Origin of the sequence: Planotetraspora sp. A-T 1434 (assembly GCF_025420585.1) — a bacterium.
GTDB lineage: Bacteria > Actinomycetota > Actinomycetes > Streptosporangiales > Streptosporangiaceae > JAOEGB01.
Genome location: NZ_JAOEGB010000016.1, coordinates 128,995 through 147,240, shown reverse-complemented (window position 1 = coordinate 147,240; position 18,246 = coordinate 128,995). Strand labels below are relative to the sequence as shown.

The following is an 18,246-nucleotide window of genomic DNA, read 5'->3' as shown; positions in this document are numbered from 1 at the left end:
AACCCCGGCCCGCGGATGAGCACCGCGGCTGTCCCCACAGCGGTCTCCCGTACGGCGCCGATCGGCGAGTATGGCCGGATCTCCGGGCAGCCGCTTCAAAGGGCGGGGCGGGCCGCAAGGCGAGGAGGAGTATGAGAGAACTCGCCTATGGAACCGGCGAGACCGGCATCCCCCATGGCATCCCCCGAGACGATCCCCAAGGCAACCTCCAAGGCAACCTCCAAGGCAACCTCCAAGGCAACCCGGATGGCGATCTGGACGACCTGGACCAGCTGGAAGATCTGGAAGATCAGGACATCGATCCCGGCCGAGTCCCCCCGAGCGTCCCCATCGGCGGAGACGTCCCCAGAAGCACCCCCGAGAGCGTGCCCCGGGGCGCCGTGAATCCCCGGCGTGGGCCCAAGGTCGTCGCCCTCGGCGGTGGTCACGGCCTGTACGCGTCCCTGTCGGCCCTGAGGACCGTCACGACCGATCTGACCGCAGTGGTAACCGTCGCCGACGACGGGGGCTCCAGCGGCCGTCTGAGGCGCGAGCTGGGGGTCCTGCCGCCCGGTGACCTTCGGATGGCCCTCGCCGCGCTGTGCGGCGACGACGAGTGGGGCAAGACCTGGAGCCGGGTCGTCCAGCACCGCTTCCGCAGCGAGGGCGAGCTGCACGGCCACGCGGTCGGCAACCTGCTCATCGTGGCCCTGTGGGAGCTGCTCGACGACCCTGTCCAGGGCCTGGACTGGGTGGGCCGGCTGCTCGGCGCGCACGGCCGGGTGCTCCCGATGGCGTCGGTGCCCCTGGACATCCAGGCCGAGGTCGAGCTGGACGGCGTCGTCACGACCGTCCAGGGTCAGGTGGCGTGCGCGGTCACCCCGGGCCGGGTCCAGGCGATCTCGCTGCTCCCGCCCGATCCGCCCGCCTGTCCCCAGGCCGTCGAGGCGATCCAGGAGGCCGACTGGGTGGTGTTCGGGCCGGGCTCGTGGTTCACCAGCGTCCTCCCGCATCTCAAGGTGCCGGAGCTGGCCGACGCGCTGCACTCGACGAGCGCTCGGCGGCTCGTCATCCTCAACCTGGCGCCCCAGCCGGGGGAGACGGACGGCTTCTCCCCCGAGAAGCATCTGGAGGTGCTCAGGGAGCACGCCCCCTCGCTGCTCATCGACGCGGTGCTCGCCGACGAGGGCGTGGTGGGGGATCTGCGGGAGCTGGAGAAGGCCGCCGTGTCGCTCGGCGGCCGTCTGGTATTGGCCGATGTGGCAGCCTCTGACGGATCTCCGCGCCACGACGGACCACGTCTTGCCTCGGTCCTGGACGAGATTTTCCGTGAGAAGCGGTGATCCCCGCCTGTCAAGGTGCGAGAGACTGACTGCCAGAGTCTGTTTGGGGGAGGACACGCGCAGATGGCGATGACGGGTGTGGTGAAAGACGAGCTGAGCCGCCTATCGGTGGTCAAGCCTTGCTGCCGTAAGGCCGAGGTGTCGACGCTGCTGCGGTTCGCGAGCGGGCTGCACCTGGTCGGCGGGCGGATCGTGATCGAGGCGGAGCTCGACACCAACGTCACCGCACGGCGGCTGATCAGGGACATCGGCGAGGTGTTCGGTCACAAGGCCGAGGTGCTCGTGCTGGCCCCGGCGGGCCTGCGCAAGGGCTCGCGGTACGTCGTCCGCGTCTACAAGGACGGCGAGGCGCTGGCCAGGCAGACCGGTCTCATCGACAATCACGGCCGTCCCGTGCGCGGGCTGCCGCGCCAGGTCGTCTCCGGGGCGACCTGCGACGCCGAGGCGGCCTGGCGGGGGGCGTTCCTCGCGCACGGGTCGCTGACCGAGCCCGGCCGGTCCATGTCGCTGGAGGTGACCTGCCCCGGCCCGGAGGCCGCGCTGGCGCTGGTCGGCTCGGCCCGGCGGCTGAAGATCCACGCCAAGGCGCGCGAGGTTCGCGGCGTCGACCGGGTCGTGGTCCGCGACGGCGACGCGATCAGCGCGCTGCTGACCCGCCTCGGCGCCCACGACAGCGTGCTCGCGTGGGAGGAGCGGCGGATGCGCCGCGAGGTCCGCGCGACCGCCAACCGCCTCGCCAACTTCGACGACGCCAACCTGCGCAGGTCCGCCAGGGCCGCCGTCGCGGCGGGCGCCAGGGTGCAGCGGGCCCTGGAGATCCTCGGAGAAGAGGCCCCCGAGCACCTCGTGATCGCCGGGCGGCTCCGCGTCGAGCACAAGCAGGCGTCGCTGGAGGAGCTCGGCCAGATTGCCGATCCGCCCCTGACCAAGGACGCGATCGCCGGGCGGATCCGGCGCCTGCTCGCCATGGCCGACAAGAAGGCCCAGGACCTCGGCATCGCCAACACAGAGGCAAACCTCACCGTCGACATGCTCGCCCCCTGACGCCGCGCGAGTTTGACCGGAATGCGCCCGGGACTTGACGGCGAAGCGCAAGCCATGGGGCCCGCTTGACCTGTCCGGCCGCCAAAGGACGGCCCGGTGGTCTACACCAATTTGGGTCCGATAAGGTCTGTCATTGAGGTTTCACGCCAGCCATGTCGCCGGTCTGCCGGCGCACGACGTACGAGGAGATCGGATCCCGTGAGCATCCGCGTAGGCGTCAACGGCTTCGGCCGTATCGGCCGCAATTTCTGGCGCGCTGTGGCAGCCAGCGGTAAGGACATCGAGATCGTCGCGGTCAACGACCTGACCGACAACGCCACGCTCGCCCACCTGCTGAAGTACGACAGCATCCTGGGCCGCCTGCCGTACGAGGTGAAGTCCTCGGCGGACGAGATCACCGTGGACGGCAAGGCGATCAAGGCCTTCGCCGAGCGCGACCCGGCGAAGCTGCCCTGGGGCGACCTGGGCGTCGACGTCGTCGTGGAGTCGACCGGCTTCTTCACCGACGGCAACCAGGCAAAGGTCCACGCCGACAACGGCGCGAAGAAGGTCATCATCTCCGCCCCGGCGAAGAACGAAGACGTGACGATCGTCATGGGCGTCAACCACGAGAAGTACGACCCCGCCGCTCACACGATCATCTCCAACGCGTCCTGCACGACGAACTGCCTGGCCCCGATGGCCAAGGTCATCAACGACACCTTCGGCATCGAGAAGGGTCTGATGACCACCATCCACGCCTACACGCAGGACCAGAACCTGCAGGACGGCCCGCACAAGGACCTGCGCCGGGCCCGCGCCGCCGCGCTGAACATCGTCCCGACCTCGACCGGCGCCGCCAAGGCCATCGGCCTGGTCCTGCCCGAGCTGAAGGGCAAGCTGGACGGGTTCGCGCTGCGCGTGCCGATCCCCACGGGCTCCGCCACCGACCTGACCGTCGAGGTGTCCCGCGAGGTCACCGTCGAGGAGGTCAACGCCGCGCTGAAGGCTGCCGCCGAGGGCCCGCTGAAGGGCTACCTCAGCTACACCGAGGACGAGATCGTCTCCACCGACATCGTCACCGACCCGTCCTCCTGCATCTTCGACGCCGGCCTGACCAAGGTCATCGGCAACCAGGTGAAGGTCGTCGGCTGGTACGACAACGAGTGGGGCTACTCCAACCGCCTCGCCGACCTGATCGAGTACGTGGGCGCCTCCCTCTGATGATCGGAATCGACGACCTCGATGTGAAGGGCCGGCGCGTCTTCGTGCGCGCCGACCTCAACGTCCCCCTGGAAGGGGAGACGATCACCGACGACGGGCGGATCCGGGCGTCGGTGCCGACGATCAGGAAGCTGCTCGAACGCGGCGCCAAGGTGATCGTCGGGGCTCACCTCGGCCGCCCGAAGGGCTCGCCCACGCCGAAGTACTCGCTGGCCCCGGTGGCGCGGCGGCTGTCCGAGCTGCTCGGCGAGGACGTCGCGTTCGCGACCGACGTGGTCGGCGAATCGGCGAAGAGCACGGTCGACGCCCTCCAGGACGGCCAGGTGGCCCTCCTGGAGAACCTGCGCTTCGAGCCGGGCGAGGAGTCCAAGGACGACGCGGTCAGGGGCGAGTTCGCCGACAAGCTGGCCGCGCTGGCCGAGCTGTACGTCGGGGACGGCTTCGGCGCGGTGCACCGCAAGCACGCCAGCGTCTACGACCTGCCGAAGCGGCTTCCGCACGCCGCGGGCGATCTCGTCCTCACCGAGGTCGAGGTGCTGAAGAAGCTCACCGAGGACCCGGCCCGGCCGTACGTCGTGGTCCTGGGCGGCGCGAAGGTCTCCGACAAGCTCGGCGTCATCGCGAACCTGCTGTCCAAGGTCGACCGGCTGCTCATCGGTGGCGGCATGGCGTACACCTTCCTCAAGGCCCAGGGCCACGAGGTCGGCAAGTCGCTGCTGCAGGAGGACCAGCTCGACCAGGTGCGCGGCTTCCTCAACGAGGCCGTCACCCGCGGGGTCGACCTGGTGCTCCCGGTGGACGTCCTGGCCGCCACCCACTTCGCGGCCGACGCGCCGCACGAGGTGGTCGACGCCACCGCGATCCCGGCCGACCGCGAGGGCCTGGACATCGGCCCGCGGACCCGCGAGCTGTTCGCGTCCAAGCTGTCGGACGCGAGGACCGTGTTCTGGAACGGCCCGATGGGCGTGTTCGAGTTCGACGCGTTCTCCGGCGGCACCCGTGCCGTCGCGGAGGCGCTGGTCGGGTCGGACGCGTTCACCGTGGTGGGCGGCGGCGACTCGGCGGCGGCCGTGCGCCGGCTCGGCCTGCCCGAGGACGGCTTCTCGCACATCTCCACCGGCGGCGGCGCCAGCCTCGAGTACCTCGAAGGCAAGACGCTGCCCGGACTCGCCGCCCTGGAGGAATAGATGAGCCGCAAGCCTCTCATCGCCGGCAACTGGAAGATGAACCTCAACCACCTCGAGGCCATCAACCTGGTGCAGAAGCTGGCGTTCTCGCTCACCGACAAGGACTTCGACGCCGTCGAGGTCGCGGTGCTGCCGCCGTACACCGACCTGCGCAGCGTCCAGACGCTGGTCGACGCCGACAAGCTCAGGATCGTGTACGGCGCGCAGGACCTGTCGCAGCACGACGCCGGGGCCTACACCGGGGAGATCTCCGGGGCGATGCTCGCCAAGCTGGGGTGCACGTTCACGCTCGTGGGCCACTCCGAGCGGCGGCAGTACCACCACGAGGACGACGGCCTGTGCAACGCCAAGGTGAAGGCGGCGTACCGGCACTCGCTCACGCCGATCCTGTGCGTCGGGGAGCCGCTCCCGATCCGCAGGGAGGACCGCCACGTCGAGCACACGCTGGCGCAGCTCGACGGGGCACTGGACGGAATCCCGGCCGAGCAGGTGAAGTCCATCGTGGTGGCATACGAGCCGGTGTGGGCGATCGGCACCGGTGAGGTTGCCACCCAGGAGGACGCCCAGGAGGTCTGCGGGGCCATCAGGACCAGACTCGCCGAGCTCTATGGGGACGATGTGGCCGCTGGGGTCCGTATCCTTTACGGAGGCTCGGTGAAGTCGGACAACATCGCCGGCATCATGGCGCAGCCCGACATCGACGGCGCCCTCGTTGGAGGGGCCAGCCTCGACCAGGGCGAGTTCGTCAAGATTTGCCGCTTTGGTGAGATGTCTGGCTAGCTGAGCCGTTCGGGGGGTGCGACTTGACAATAAGTCGTACCCTCATAGAGCAAGATTGAATCGTCACGCCGTCGGCGTCGTGCACACGCCCGGACATAGGAACAGGTCTACGGTGACAATCGGAATCTCCATCGCCCTCATCCTGTCGAGCGCTCTGATGGTGCTGCTCGTCCTGCTCCACAAGGGCAAGGGCGGTGGCCTTTCGGATCTCTTCGGCGGTGGTTTCTCGTCGTCCTTCGGCGGATCGTCGGTGGTGGAGCGTAACCTGGACCGGCTCACCATCATCACGGGCGTCGTCTGGTTCGTCTGCATCATCGCGCTGGGTCTGCTGCTCAGGCCGTAGCGGCTCCGTCCCGGCTACGCGTGACAGAGATTCATCTCCCCCCGTTGTCCGCGGGGCGATCGAGCAAGGAGTTCATCCGTGGGTAGTGGCAACGCGATCCGTGGCAGCAGAGTCGGCGCGGGCCCCATGGGGGAGGCCGAGCGCGGCGAGGCCGCCCCCCGTGTACGGGTCTCGTTCTGGTGCGCCAACATGCACGAGACGCGCCCGAGCTTCGCCAGCGACGCGGCCGTCCCCGAGCACTGGGACTGCCCTCGGTGCGGACTGCCGGCCGGTCAGGACGAGTCCAACCCGCCCGCTCCGCCGCGGAACGAGCCGTACAAGACGCATCTGGCCTATGTGAAGGAGCGCCGGAGCGACAAGGACGGCGCGCAGATCCTCGCCGAGGCTCTGGAGCGCCTGCGCTCGTCCTCCCGCCCGATCTACTGAGCCCGGCGTAGGCCCAGTAGAGGGCCGGTAGACAACCGCCGGCCGCCACGGCCAGAGGCGTACGGCACGGCAGCACAGAGGTCCCTCGCGGCGATCCGCCGCGGGGGACTTTCGCTTGTCCGCGGGCCGATCTCTCGTCAAGGTCAACCTCGTCTCGGCACCGGATGATCCAGTTGGCGTGAAGCGATGGATGGGCCAAGTCGCGGGCCACGAGAACGTAAGCCGGCGTGCCACACTTCCGGCCGAGATCACTTGTGCGTGTAGAACGGGACCCTGTCGTCGTCCATCAGGAGGTCCAGGTCACGGTCACCACGCCAGGGGGAACGAGCGCGACGGGCTCGCACACCTCCTACACCTACGTCCCCGCGCCAACCGTCATGACCCTTACCCCCGCCCAGGGGCCGTCCACGGGCGGCAACCTCGTCACCATCAAAGGCGCGAACTTCACGAACACGACCGACGTGCTCTTCGGTGCCGCCCCGGCCTCCTTCTCGATCGTCTCCGACACCCAGATCGTCGCCGCCGCGCCCCCCGGCTCGGGCTCGGTCAGCGTCACGGCCGCCTCGGCGGGCGGCTCCAGCTCTCCCGGTGTCGCCTACACGTACCTCTAAGCGGCCTCTGACGAGGCGGGGCCTCAGCCGTGGACGCACTCGCCGTCGACGAAGGTCATCGTGGCGCGGGCCGTCCAGATGTCCTTGGGGTCGAGCGTGAACGGGTCGCGGTCGAGCACCACGAGGTCGGCCGGGCGGCCTTCCTCTATCACGCCCGCGGGGGAGCGGTTCAGCCACGCGGACCCTGCCGTGTAGGCCGTCATGACCGTCCTCAGGTCGATGCTCTGACCAGGGAGGAACGGCGTCTGCGCGGTCGGGTACGACGCGTGGACCGAGCCGCCCGGCTCCGTCCGGTTGACGGCCACGTGCATCCCCTGGAGGGGGTCGGCCGACGAGACGGGCCAGTCCGAGCCCCCCGCCAGCCGGGTGCCGTGCCGTACCAGATCGGCGAAGGGATACTGCCACGACGACCGCTCGTCGCCCAGGAACGGGATGCACAGCTCGTCCATCTGGGCGTGGTGGGTGGCCCACAGCGGCTGGAGGTTCGCGGTCACGCCGAGCGCGGCGAAGCGCGGCACGTCCTGCGGGGTGATGATCTGCAGATGGGCGATGTGGTGGCGGTTCTCCGGGTCGGTTCCGGCCAGCGCGTCCAGCGTCTCCCGTACGGCCCGCTCCCCGATGGCGTGGAAGTGGACCTGGAACCCCAGCGAGTCGAGCTCCTTGACGTAGTCCTTGAGCAGCCCGGGGTCCACGTAGGACAGTCCGGTGCCGCCGCAGCGGCAGTACGGCTCGATCACGGCGGCCGTGAAGTTCTCCGCGATGCCGTCCTGCATGATCTTCACGGCGGACGCGCGGAACCGGTCGAGGCCCTCGGCCCTGGCGCGCCGCTCGGCCAGGTCGGGGATCTGGTCGGCGCCGCGCGTGCGGTCCCACCACAGGGCGCCGACGACGCGGGCCTTCAGGCGGCCGGACGAGGCGGCCGACAGGTAGACCGGCAACTGGTCGTCGGACCCGGCGTACGAGCCGACGATCGCGTCCTGCCAGCCGGTGATGCCGAGAGAGAAGAGGTAGGCCTGGGCGTCGAGCAGGGCCGCGTCGAGATCGGCGGGGGTGGGCCGGGGGGTGAGCAGGCCGACGAGGTCCATCGCGCCCTCGTGCAGCACGCCGCTCGGCGTGCCGTCCGGGTCGCGCTCGATGCGGCCGTCGGCCGGGTCGGGGGTGTCGCGGGTGATGCCGGCGAGCTCCAGCGCCCGGGTGTTGACCCAGGCGGCGTGGTGGTCGCGCTGGATCAGGTAGGCGGGCCGGTCGAGGAAGTCGAGCTGGGACCGGTGGGGGAGGCCGCCGGGGAAGGCGGACATGTCCCAGCCGCCGCCGTCGATCCACTCCTTATCCGGATTTGTCCTGGCATAGTCGGTGACCTTGGACAGGTAGGCGTCGAGGCCGTAGACCTCGGCCAGGTCGCACTTGGCCCTCTCCAGCCCGGCCTGCACCGGGTGGACATGCGCGTCGATGAACCCGGGCGTGAGCAGCCCGCCGCCGAGGTCCACCGGCTCGGCTCCGGGCGAGAGCCGTACGAGATCGGCCTCGGCGCCGACGGCCGCGATGATCCCGTCGCGGACCAGGACCGCCTCGGCGAAGCCGTCCGGGGTGAAGGCCCGGCCGCCGCGGAAGAGGATATGGGAGCTCACAGGACTTCTGCCCTTCTGGATGGGACGGGTTGCATGATCACGAATTGCGTTTCTCCAGTTCAGCCTAGTCGCCCGGGAATCCGTGCATGATCACGATCGGGAGGTGGGCAGGTCAATGCCCCGCCGGGGAAGGTGTGCATGATCACGACCCGGGGTGAGGGGGCGCCTCAGTGGCCGGTGATGAGGTCGGCGATCCTGGCCAGGCTGGAGGTCCTGGCCATGCCCCTGCTCTCGCGGGCGTCGGCCAGGCGGTAGAGGCGGTACATCGAGTGCACCCCCAGCCAGCGCAGCGGCTCGGGCTCCCAGGCGCGGACGCGCCGGTCCACCCACGGCAGGCCGGTGAGCTCGGTCTCCCGCCCCAGGACGAGGTCGCACAGGGTCCGCCCGGCGAGGTTGGTCGTGGTCACCCCGTGGCCGGTGTAGCCGCCCGCCCAGCCGAGACCGGTCGCGTGGTCGACGCGCACGGTCGAGCACCAGTCGCGGGGCACGCCCAGCACGCCGGACCAGGCGTGCGCCACCCGCGAGGAGCCGGCAGCGGGGAAGAACGAGGTCAGCAGCTCCCACAGCGCGTCGACGGTCCAGCCGTGCGTATGGCCGCGGTCGTCGATCCTCGACCCGTAGAGGTACGGCTTGCCGCGCCCGCCGAAGGCGATCCGGTCGTCGGCCGTCCGCTGGGCGTACATGTAGTAATGGGCCATGTCGCCGAGCAACTCGCGGTTCTCCCAGCCGATGGACGCCCAGACGCTCTCCGGCAGCGGTTCGGTGACGATCATCGAGCTGTTCATCGGCAGCCAGTCGCGGTGGTGACCGGGGATGGTCGCGGTGAACCCCTCGGTGCAGCGCAGCACGTAGGGCGCCGTCACCGTGCCGCGCTCCGTGACCGCCCTGCCCCGGCTGATCTCCGTCACCGCCGTCCGCTCGTAGATCTCGACCCCGAGGTTCCGTACGGCTTCCGCGAGGCCCCGGGCGAGCTTGGCGGGCTGGATCCTGGCGCAGTGCGGGCTCCAGGTGGCGCTGACGGCGCCTGCCACGCGCAGGCGGGAGTCCATCTCACCGGGGGAGAGCAGCCGGACGTCGTCCTCGGTCCAGCCCCATTCCCGCTGGCCCGCCAGCTCCTCCCGGAGCCGGGCGGCCTGGGCCGGGCCCCTGGCGACGTTGAACAGGCCGCCCTTGACGATGTCGGCGTCGATCCCCTCCTCGTCGGCGACCCGGATGACCTCGTCGATCGTCGCGAACATCGCCCGCTGGAGCCGTCTGGCGGCCTCCGGCCCGTGGGTCTCCGCGTAGCGTTCCGGCGAGCCGGCCAGGGCCCCCGTCAGCCAGCCGCCGTTGCGGCCGGACGCGCCGAACCCGGCGAACTCCTTCTCCAGCACGACGACCCGGAGCGACGGCTGAGCCTTCTTCAGGTAGTAGGCCGTCCACAGTCCGGTGTACCCGGCGCCCACGATGGCCACATCCGCCTCGCGGTCCCCGTCCAGCGGATCGCCGGGCACGGGCAGCCCGAGGGAGCGGTACCAGAAGGACACCTCGCCGTTGACGAAGCCGGGGGACAACGGAGCACTCATGGACCACATCCTGCTATATCCGTTCCACCATCCGCATCAGGCGACGGAAGTCGTTGGGAAATCGCGATGATCACGCTGATACCGCAGTCGTAACGTTGACGGCCAAGTGAAACGGGCGGCTCACCCCCGTGTAGCAGCGGCGTAACAGTCCTCAGGCAGTCTGAGGCCAGCACAACAGAGGGGAGCGGTACGCGATGGCATTCTTGCGGATCCGGACGACGGTGGACGAGCGGCCCGGCCGGCTGGCCTCCCTCGCGGCGGCGCTCGCCGAGAAGGGCGGCAACATCCTCGGCCTCTCGGTGCAGCCGGACACGGACGGCACGGTCGACGAGTTCGTCACCGACATCCCGGCCTCCCCGGACGCGGTGCGTGAGGCGCTGGAAGCGGCCGGAGGCCGCCGGGTCCAGGTCGTGCCGGCCACCGCGCACGAGTTGACCGACGAGCCCACCCGCGTGCTGCTGCTCGCCGCCCGGCTGAGCTCGATGCCGTGGCGGCTCCCGGAGATCCTCGGCGACCTGCTGCGGGCCGACGACGCCCGCTGGGTCTACGGCGCCGATCCCGCCCGTCCCCGGGGTGGTCCTGAGGGCGCGGAGCTTCCCGACCCCACGCTGCTCGTCGTTCCCGTCGCGCCCCGTCGCGCCATCCGGCTGCGCCGCTCCGGCCTGCCGTTCACGCTGACCGAGGCGGCCCGCGCCGCCGCGCTCGTACGGCTCGCGCAGCCGCCCGCCGAGGCCGCCATGCCCGAGGGTCCCGTACGGCTGGCCGACGGCGCCGAGGTGCTCATCCGGCCGCTGACGACGCTCTATCGGGAGGCCCTGCGCGACCTGCACGAGCGCTGCTCACCCGAGACGCGCAGGTTCCGATACTTCACCTCAATGCCGACGCTCCCGCCCAGGGTGTTCGACCGGCTCTGCGACCGCAGCCGGGGCCACTCGATCGTCGCCGGGAACGACGGCCAGGTGGTGGCGGTGGCCTCCCTCATGTTCACCCCCGACCCCGGCATCGCCGAGATCGCCTTCCTCGTCGAGGACCGCTGGCAGGGCCGCGGGCTCGGCTCCGCCATGGCCCGCATGCTCCTGCAGGAGGCCCGGGACCTGGGCTTCGCCGAGGTGCGGGCGACCCTGCTGTTCGACAACGTCCGGATGCGCAGGCTGCTGACCTCGCTCGGCGCGACGATCACGCACACCGAGGACCCCGGCGTCGTGGAGGCGCGGATCGCCGTGGGGGTAATGGCGTCAGCCTCTCCAAAGTGATCTGTGTGTTGTCGTACCTGCATGATCACGAACAAAAAGAGACCAGGTCAGTGCCGCCGCTTCTGATTCAGTGCATGATCGCGACCGGAGAGGGGGCAGGTCGGGGGCCACGGCCGGGAACCCGTGCATGATCACCCCGGTGTGGGGGCGGCGGGCCCGGGGTCGGGCGGGGCGTTCATCGCGTCGAGGCGGCGCTCGATGCGGTCGAGGGACTCCTGCAGCCGATCCAGCCGGGCGATGATCGACGGTCCGCCGATGAAGACGCCCGCCGACGGGCCCGACGCCTCGGATTCGAGCCGCGCCTCCTGGATGACCTTCATGCGGATGTGGTCGAAGTGGACCCCACGCCCGGCCAGCACCTGGGCCCCGACTCCCTCGCCCTCCCGGATCAGCCCGAGCAGGATGTGCTCGGTGCCGATGTAGTTGTGGTTGAGGTGCAGGGCCTCGCGGAGGGACAGTTCCAGGACCTTCTTGGCGCGCGGCGTGAACGGGATGTGACCGCCCGGGCTCTCCGCGCCGATGCCGATCATCTGCTCCACGTCCTGCCGCACGGTCCCGTGGTCGATCCCCTCGTCACGGAGCACCGTGGCGGCGACCCCGTCGCCTTCGTGGACCAGGCCGAGAAGGATGTGCTCCGTGCCGATATAGGTGTGGTTGAGCGACCTCGCCTCCTCCTGGGCGAGAACCACGACACGGCGGGCACGGTCGGTGAATCGCTCGAACACGGGAGGCCTCCGTCGTTGGCGGGTGCTTCCACTATGCGTCAGGAACGGCGGCAGAGGGCAGGGTCACCGCCGTCGCGAAGCCGGCCGCCCGGTCACGCCCCCGGCCGATCGCGCGGCCGGGGGCTTGGGCGGCCGTCAGGTGATCACAGGCCCGCGGTGTAGAGCAGGCGGTTGGGCGAGCCGCTGCCGGGGCTCACCACGACGCCGGTCGTGGCGTTGTTCACGATGGCGTCCCGCACCTGCTGCGGTGTCGCCGTGGGGTGGCCCTGAAGGTAGAGGGCCGCCGCGCCGGTCACGTGCGGCGTGGACATCGAGGTGCCGCTGATCGTGTTCGTCGAGGTGTCGGAGTCCTTCCACGCCGAGGTGATGTTGTATCCGGGGGCGAACAGGTCCACGCAGGTTCCGATGTTGCCCCACGACGGCTTCTTGTCGGAGATGTCGGTGATCGAGACCGTGATGGCCTCGGGGACACGGGCCGGCGAGGTGCTGCACGCGTTCTGCGCGAACAGGCCGAGGAAGCCGTTTCCGGCCGCGATCGCGTACCCGACACCTGAGGCGACCGAACGCCGTACCGCGTCGTCGAGGGCCGTGTTCGCGCTGCCGCCGAGGCTCATGTTGGCGACGGCTGGCTTGACGGCGTGCGCGGTGACCCAGTCGATGCCCGCGATCACCTGATCGGTCGTCCCGGACCCGTCGCAGTCGAGCACCCGGACGGCCACCAGCAGGACGCCCTTGGCCACGCCGTACGAGCCGCCGCCCGTCGTGCCGGCCACGTGGGTGCCGTGGCCGTTGCAGTCCTGCCCGTTCTGGCCGTCGCCGATCGCGTCGAAACCGATCGAGGCGCGGCCCCCGAAGTCCGAATGGGTGGTCCGGATGCCGGTGTCGACGATGTAGGCGTGGACCCCCGCGCCGGTCGGGCCGTACGTGTAGGACGAGCTCAGCGGAAGGTTCCGCTGGTCGATCCGGTCGAGGCCCCACGAGGGCGGGCTGGGCTGGGTGTCGGACGCCCGGACCACGGAGTTCTGCTGGACGTAGGCCACGGCCGGGTCGGCGGCGAGCTTCTTCGCCTCGGCGGCGCTCGCCCGTACGGCGAAGCCGCGCAGCGCGAAGTGGTAGGTGCGGCCGAACCTGCCGCCGTGGCGGCCGGTGAGCGTCCGGGCCGCCGCGTCGACGTCGGCGCCGTTCTTCAGGACGACGATGTAGCTGCCGGGGATCAGGTCGGCCGGGTCGGACGCCTCCGCCAGCACGGTTCCCTGCGCCGGAGTGGGGGCGGGCGGGTCGTCGGCGTGCGCGGCCGGGCCGGTGGCGAGCACCGTCGCGAGCGCGGGCGCCACGGCGGCGACGAGCAGCGCGGCCCAGCGGAGCGGCGTGCGGGACATCGGGGGGTGCGTCATTGGTCCCTCCTGGAACCTCGGTCCGGCATTCGTGCCAGGTGCCCCGAAGGTAGGAACCACCACGAGCTTGTACAAGAAGGATCATTACTGTCCAAAAAGTGGCATTAACCGATCGTTGTCGGAAGTTGCCACGTGATCGGTCAGGTCGTACACGGAGCGAATGGGGGAGTGGACTGCGGACATACCGAAGGGGTACACGTTGACCTGTGAATCTCGATGAGGCAGCCGACCGGCTGTACGGCATGGCGCCCGGTGAGTTCACCGCCGCCCGCGACGGGCTGGCGAAGGAGGCCAAGGCCGCCGGCGACGTGCCGCTGTCGCGGGAGATCGGCGGCTTGAGGAAACCGACCGTCGTCGGCTGGGCGGTCAACCAGTCGTCCCGTCGTCATCCGGACGAGCTGGACGAGCTCCTGGACGTGGGGCGACGGCTGCGCGAGGCGTGGCACGACCAGGACGCCGAGGCTCTGGCCGAGCTCACCCGGCAGCGGTCGGCGCTCACCGGCCGCCTCGCCCGCATGATCAGAGAGGACGCCGAAGAGGCGGGCCAGCCGTTGTCAGGCTCGGCCGGAACCGAGATCGAGCAGACTCTCGACGCGGCCGTCGTGGACGAGGAGGCGGCCGCTCAGGTGCGGCAGGGCAGGCTCGTGCGGGGCCTCAGCTACAGCGGCTTCGCCCCCGCGCCGATCATCCGGCCCGCCCGCCCACGGTCGGCGGGGACCGCCGAGGCGGCGCGAGCCGCGCAACCTCAAGCCGCCGAGCGCCGGGCGGCCGAACGGGAACGCCGCATCCGCGAGCTGGAAAGATCCCACGCGGAGGCCGGCCGGGCGGCGACGGAGGCCGAGGAGGCCCACGCCTCCTGGGAGGCCGAGCTGGCGGAAGCCGTACGGGAACATGACCGCCGCGCCGCGAAGGTGGCCGAGCTGTCGGAGAAGCTGGCCAAGGCCCGGGAGAAGCTGGCCGGTGCCGGGCATCGGCTCGACATCGCCAAGCGCGAGGAGACCCGCACCGCCCGCGCGGCCCGATCCGCCCGCTTCCTCGCCGACCGGGCCGAAGCCGCCCTCAAGTCCGAGTCCAACTCCGAGCCAGCGCCAGAGCCAGAGCCAGAGTCCGGGCCAGAGTCCCCGTCCGGGCCAGAGCCCGAGTCCGGGGGCTAGGGCTTCCGGCCAACCGCTTCGATCTCGGTGTCGGCAGGGCTGCCGTCACCGTGCCGGACAGGAGGCGGGGTCCGACGTTGGCCGCGAGCTTCCCCGGCGGCGCGCCAGCCGCCCACAGCCGTACGGAAGGTCAGGGGGAGGCGATGCGGCCGAGGCTGGGCGGGATCTTGTGGGCGGCGGCGCGGTCGAGCAGGAACAGCGTGCCCTGACGCCCGCGCGCTCCGGCCGCGGGCACCTGCATGGGGCCCGCCGAGGACAGCGCCAGGTGGACGGCCTGTGCCTTCTCCTCGCCGGCGGCGACGATCCACGTCTCGCGGGCGGCCCGGATGGCGGGGAAGGTGAGCGACAACCGGGTCGGCGGCGGCTTGGGCGAGCCGTGCACCGCCACGACGGAGCGCTCCTCCTCGTAGAGGGCGGGCTGGCCGGGGAAGAGCGAGGCGACGTGGCCGTCCGGCCCCATCCCGAGGAGCAGCACGTCGAACGACGGCACGGGACCGTGGTCCTCCGGCCTGGCCGCCTTCGCCAGCTCCACGGAGTAGGCCTCGGCCGCGTCCTCCGCCGTCAGCCCCGAGTCGGGGCCGGGCATGGGGTGGACGCGGGACGGGTCGACGTCCACGTGGTCGAGAAGGGCCTCGCGGGCCCCGGTCTCGTTGCGCTCGGGGTGGCCGGTCGGCAGGAACCGCTCGTCCCCCCACCAGATGTCGAGCGTCCGCCAGTCGATCGCGTCGCGGGCGGCCGTCGCGGCGACCGCCGCGAGCGTCGCGATGCCGATCGTGCCGCCGGTCAGCACCAGATGGGCCGAACCGCGGGCGGCCTGCGTGTCGGCCAGCCGCGTGATCAGGCGGGCCGCCACGGCCTCCGCGAGCACGCCGGCGTCGCGGTGGACGATGACTGTGGGAACGCTCACAACCGGTTCTCTTTCATTGCGAGTCAGTGCGCCGGGGGCCCGCGACACGGGCCCCCGGCGATGGATCAGGCCGCGATCAGGACCGCGGCTTCTTCGCCAGCCGGTGGATCGTCGAGGCGTAGACCTCGTCGGGGTCCAACCGGCGCAGCTCCTCCGCGAGCAGCTCGGACGTCGGCCTGCGGGCCAGGGCGACCCGCCGGTCCGGCTGACCGGGCTTGGACAGGGTGGCCAGCCGGGCGTCGCTCCGGTTCACCTTGAGCTCCTCGCCGCCCGCGACCGTCAGCCGTACGGCGGTGAGACCGGGACCCGAAGACTCGCTGACCTGAATCGGCGCGTTCAGCCGGTCGGACAGCCACGCCGCGAGCAGCGGACCGCTGGGGTTGCCCCTGGCGGCCTCCACGACGCCCTCGGCGACCTTCCCGATGGGCTGGTCGAGCGCGGCGGCGAGCAGGCTGCGCCACGGGGTGAGCCGGGTCCAGGCCAGGTCGGTGTCCCCGGGCACGTAGCCCTCGGCCCGTCCGGTGATCGCCGCGACCGGGTCCCCGGCCGAGCGGGCGTCGGTGATCCGGCGGCCCGCGAGCTGGCCGATGGGGTCCTTCGCGGGCACCTTCGGGCACTCTCCCGGCCACCAGACCACCACGGGCGTGTCGGTGAGCAGCAGCGGGCTGATCACCGAGTCGGCGTGCTCGGTCAGATCGCCGTACAGGCGGAGCAGCACGACCTCGCCGGGGGCGGACTCGCCCACCCGGATCTCGGCGTCGAGCCGGTTCGGCTCGGCCGGGTCGCGGTTGATCACGACCAGGATCCGGGACGGGTGCTCCCGCGCCGCCTCGGTGGCCGCCCGCACCGCGTCGTACTGGCCGGCCTCGTCGACGACCGCCACCAGCGTCAGCACCATGCCGATCGCCGGGGCGCCCATCTGGTGCCGCAGCCTGGTCAGCGTCGAGGAGATCTTGGACGCCGTCGTCCCGGTCAGGTTGAAACTCGTCACAGCCGCCTCCAGGCGCGTCCGTCCCTGGCCAGCATGGCGTCGGCCGAGGCGGGGCCCCAGGTGCCGGCCGGGTAGCCCTCGGGCTTGCCGTGGGAGGCCCAGAACTCCTCGATCGGGTCGAGGATCATCCACGACAGCTCCACCTCCCGCTGGTGCGGGAACAGCGGCGGGTCGCCGATGAGCACGTCGAGGAGCAGCCGCTCGTACGCCTCCGGTGAGGACTCCATGAACGACTCGCCGTACGCGAAGTCCATGTTGACGTCCCTGACCTCCATGGCGGTGCCCGGCACCTTGGAGCCGAAGCGCACCGTGATGCCCTCGTCCGGCTGGACCCGGATGACCAGGGCGTTCTGCCCGAGGATCTCGGTGTCGTCCTTGCTGAACGGCAGGTGCGGCGCGCGCTGGAAGACCACGGCCACCTCGGTCATGCGGCGGCTGAGCCGCTTGCCCGTCCGCAGGTAGAAGGGCACGCCCGCCCAGCGGCGGTTGGCCACCTCCAGCTTGATCGCGGCGTAGGTCTCGGTGATCGAGTCCGGCGGGATGCCGTCCTCCTCCAGGTAGCCCTTGACGGGCTCGCCGCCCTGCCACCCGGCCGTGTACTGGCCGCGCGCGGTGCCGGTGGAGAGGTCGGCGGGAAGCTGGACCGCCCGGAGCACCTTCTCCTTCTCCCGCCGCAGCGCGTCGGCGTCGAAGGAGATCGGGTCCTCCATCGCCACCAGCGCCAGGAGTTGGAGCAGGTGGTTCTGGATCACGTCGCGGGCCGCGCCGATGCCGTCGTAGTAGCCGGCCCGGCCACCGATGCCGATGTCCTCGGCCATGGTGATCTGGATGTGGTCGACGTAGCCGCGGTTCCAGATCGGCTCGTAGAGCGTGTTGGCGAACCGCAGCGCCAAAATGTTCTGGACGGTCTCCTTGCCCAGGTAGTGGTCGATCCGGAAGACCGACTCCTCGGGGAAGACCGCGTTGGTGATCGCGTTGAGCTCGCGGGCGCTCTTCAGGTCGTGGCCGAACGGCTTCTCGATGACCACCCGCCGCCAGGAGCCCTCCGGCGCCTTGGCGAGGCCGGTCCGCTTGAGCTGCTCGATCACCGTGGGGAAGAACTTCGGCGGAACCGAGAGGTAGAAGGCGTAGTTGCCCCCCGTGCCCCGGGTCTCGTCGATCTCCTTGAGCATCATCGACAGCACGTCGAACGCGCCGTCGTCGTTGAACTCGCCCGGGCAGAAGTGGATGCCCTCGCGGATCTGCTTCCAGACCTCCTCGCGGAAGGGCGTCCGCGCGTTCTCCTTCACCGCTTCGTACGTGACCTGAGCGAAGTCCTCGTGGGCCCAGTCGCGGCGGGCGAAGCCGACCAGCGAGAAGCCGGGCGGCAGCAGGCCCCGGTTCCCCAGGTCGTAGATCGCGGGCAGCAGCTTGCGCTTCGCCAGGTCTCCGGTCACGCCGAACAGCACGAGCACGCACGGCCCGGCCACACGGGGAAGCCTCTTGTCGCGAGGGTCGCGCAGCGGGTTCGCGGCGACCGTCTCCTCGGTCGTCGCGGTCGCGGCCACCTGCGCCGCCACCGCGGTCGACTGCTCGACGGGCGCGGCGGGGCTGGTCGCGGGGATCGGCGGCACCACGTTCTCCGGCGCCTCGGCGCCCTCCGCCGCCTCGGCCGCCTTGGCCGCTTCGGTCCCCGGGGCCGGTTTGGTCGGCTTGGTCATGCGGCCCCCGTCC

The 18,246-nt window shown here is 70.9% G+C and carries 16 protein-coding genes and 1 pseudogene; 10 read left to right on the top strand and 7 right to left on the bottom strand.

Going from position 1 to position 18,246, the window contains the following annotated elements; genetic code table 11:
- The first annotated feature begins 380 nt into the window (after positions 1 to 380).
- The 8 genes from yvcK (at position 381) to N5079_RS21620 (ending at position 6,916) form a co-directional block, all read left to right on the top strand.
- Entirely contained in the window at positions 381 to 1,322 is a 942-nt protein-coding gene (gene yvcK / locus N5079_RS21655; RefSeq protein WP_261585811.1) for a uridine diphosphate-N-acetylglucosamine-binding protein YvcK, read from the top strand.
- A 63-nt stretch (positions 1,323 to 1,385) separates the two neighbouring features.
- On the top strand, positions 1,386 to 2,366 hold the full coding sequence (whiA, locus tag N5079_RS21650) for a DNA-binding protein WhiA (RefSeq protein ID WP_261585777.1): 981 nt from the start codon (positions 1,386 to 1,388) through the stop codon (positions 2,364 to 2,366).
- Between the two features lie 198 nt (positions 2,367 to 2,564).
- Positions 2,565 to 3,569, top strand: a complete 1,005-nt coding sequence (gap, locus tag N5079_RS21645; RefSeq protein ID WP_261585776.1) for a type I glyceraldehyde-3-phosphate dehydrogenase — start codon at positions 2,565 to 2,567, stop codon at positions 3,567 to 3,569.
- On the top strand, positions 3,569 to 4,756 hold the full coding sequence (locus tag N5079_RS21640) for a phosphoglycerate kinase (RefSeq protein ID WP_261585775.1): 1,188 nt from the start codon (positions 3,569 to 3,571) through the stop codon (positions 4,754 to 4,756). The genes gap and N5079_RS21640 overlap by 1 nt, the downstream gene beginning before the upstream one ends.
- On the top strand, positions 4,757 to 5,536 hold the full coding sequence (tpiA, locus tag N5079_RS21635) for a triose-phosphate isomerase (protein ID WP_261585774.1): 780 nt from the start codon (positions 4,757 to 4,759) through the stop codon (positions 5,534 to 5,536).
- Positions 5,537 to 5,648: 112 nt separating this feature from the next.
- A complete protein-coding gene (gene secG / locus N5079_RS21630) occupies positions 5,649 to 5,879 on the top strand; it encodes a preprotein translocase subunit SecG (RefSeq protein ID WP_261585773.1) in 231 nt (76 codons plus the stop codon).
- Positions 5,880 to 5,957: 78 nt separating this feature from the next.
- Positions 5,958 to 6,305 carry an RNA polymerase-binding protein RbpA gene (locus N5079_RS21625; protein ID WP_261585772.1) on the top strand — a complete coding sequence of 116 codons (348 nt, stop codon included), beginning with the start codon at positions 5,958 to 5,960 and terminating at the stop codon, positions 6,303 to 6,305.
- Between the two features lie 254 nt (positions 6,306 to 6,559).
- Positions 6,560 to 6,916, top strand: coding sequence for an IPT/TIG domain-containing protein (locus N5079_RS21620; RefSeq protein ID WP_261585771.1), 357 nt, complete (start codon positions 6,560 to 6,562; stop codon positions 6,914 to 6,916).
- Positions 6,917 to 6,939: 23 nt separating this feature from the next.
- Here the strand turns inward: N5079_RS21620 and N5079_RS21615 are convergent, their stop codons facing one another.
- Both N5079_RS21615 and N5079_RS21610 read right to left on the bottom strand, forming a co-directional pair.
- Entirely contained in the window at positions 6,940 to 8,544 is a 1,605-nt protein-coding gene (locus tag N5079_RS21615) for an amidohydrolase (protein WP_261585770.1), read from the bottom strand.
- A gap of 167 nt (positions 8,545 to 8,711) precedes the next feature.
- A complete protein-coding gene (locus N5079_RS21610) occupies positions 8,712 to 10,109 on the bottom strand; it encodes an NAD(P)/FAD-dependent oxidoreductase (RefSeq protein WP_261585769.1) in 1,398 nt (465 codons plus the stop codon).
- A gap of 194 nt (positions 10,110 to 10,303) precedes the next feature.
- Between N5079_RS21610 and N5079_RS21605 the strand changes: the two genes are divergently transcribed.
- The gene (locus tag N5079_RS21605) at positions 10,304 to 11,362 is read left to right on the top strand and encodes a GNAT family N-acetyltransferase (RefSeq protein ID WP_261585768.1); all 1,059 of its coding nucleotides are present in this window, start codon (positions 10,304 to 10,306) and stop codon (positions 11,360 to 11,362) included.
- 191 nt (positions 11,363 to 11,553) lie between these two features.
- On the opposite strand, the pseudogene N5079_RS21600 reads toward N5079_RS21605, so the two are convergent.
- Both N5079_RS21600 and N5079_RS21595 read right to left on the bottom strand, forming a co-directional pair.
- Positions 11,554 to 12,087: pseudogene (locus N5079_RS21600) on the bottom strand (Clp protease N-terminal domain-containing protein); the annotation flags it as partial.
- Between the two features lie 143 nt (positions 12,088 to 12,230).
- A complete protein-coding gene (locus tag N5079_RS21595; RefSeq protein WP_261585766.1) occupies positions 12,231 to 13,481 on the bottom strand; it encodes a S8 family peptidase in 1,251 nt (416 codons plus the stop codon).
- Positions 13,482 to 13,687: 206 nt separating this feature from the next.
- Between N5079_RS21595 and N5079_RS21590 the strand changes: the two genes are divergently transcribed.
- Positions 13,688 to 14,635: a hypothetical protein gene (locus tag N5079_RS21590; RefSeq protein WP_261585765.1), complete on the top strand. Its 948-nt coding sequence runs from the start codon at positions 13,688 to 13,690 to the stop codon at positions 14,633 to 14,635.
- 130 nt (positions 14,636 to 14,765) lie between these two features.
- Here N5079_RS21590 and pgl read toward each other — a convergent pair whose 3' ends face one another.
- The 3 genes from pgl to zwf form a co-directional block, all read right to left on the bottom strand.
- Complete coding sequence (gene pgl, locus N5079_RS21585; protein ID WP_261585764.1) at positions 14,766 to 15,542, bottom strand: 6-phosphogluconolactonase; 777 nt, start codon at positions 15,540 to 15,542, stop codon at positions 14,766 to 14,768.
- Positions 15,543 to 15,618: 76 nt separating this feature from the next.
- Positions 15,619 to 16,533, bottom strand: coding sequence for a glucose-6-phosphate dehydrogenase assembly protein OpcA (locus N5079_RS21580; protein WP_261585763.1), 915 nt, complete (start codon positions 16,531 to 16,533; stop codon positions 15,619 to 15,621).
- The gene (zwf, locus tag N5079_RS21575; protein WP_261585762.1) at positions 16,530 to 18,233 is read right to left on the bottom strand and encodes a glucose-6-phosphate dehydrogenase; all 1,704 of its coding nucleotides are present in this window, start codon (positions 18,231 to 18,233) and stop codon (positions 16,530 to 16,532) included. The genes N5079_RS21580 and zwf overlap by 4 nt, the downstream gene beginning before the upstream one ends.
- Between the last annotated feature and the right edge of the window lie 13 nt (positions 18,234 to 18,246).

Coding starts and splice junctions, on each gene's coding strand:
- N5079_RS21605 (WP_261585768.1), top strand. CDS start 10,304: ATGGCATTCTTGCGGATCCGGACGACGGTGGACGAGCGGCCCGGCCGG.
- zwf (WP_261585762.1), bottom strand. CDS start 18,233: ATGACCAAGCCGACCAAACCGGCCCCGGGGACCGAAGCGGCCAAGGCG.
- tpiA (WP_261585774.1), top strand. CDS start 4,757: ATGAGCCGCAAGCCTCTCATCGCCGGCAACTGGAAGATGAACCTCAAC.
- N5079_RS21640 (WP_261585775.1), top strand. CDS start 3,569: ATGATCGGAATCGACGACCTCGATGTGAAGGGCCGGCGCGTCTTCGTG.
- N5079_RS21610 (WP_261585769.1), bottom strand. CDS start 10,109: ATGAGTGCTCCGTTGTCCCCCGGCTTCGTCAACGGCGAGGTGTCCTTC.
- whiA (WP_261585777.1), top strand. CDS start 1,386: ATGGCGATGACGGGTGTGGTGAAAGACGAGCTGAGCCGCCTATCGGTG.
- N5079_RS21595 (WP_261585766.1), bottom strand. CDS start 13,481: ATGACGCACCCCCCGATGTCCCGCACGCCGCTCCGCTGGGCCGCGCTG.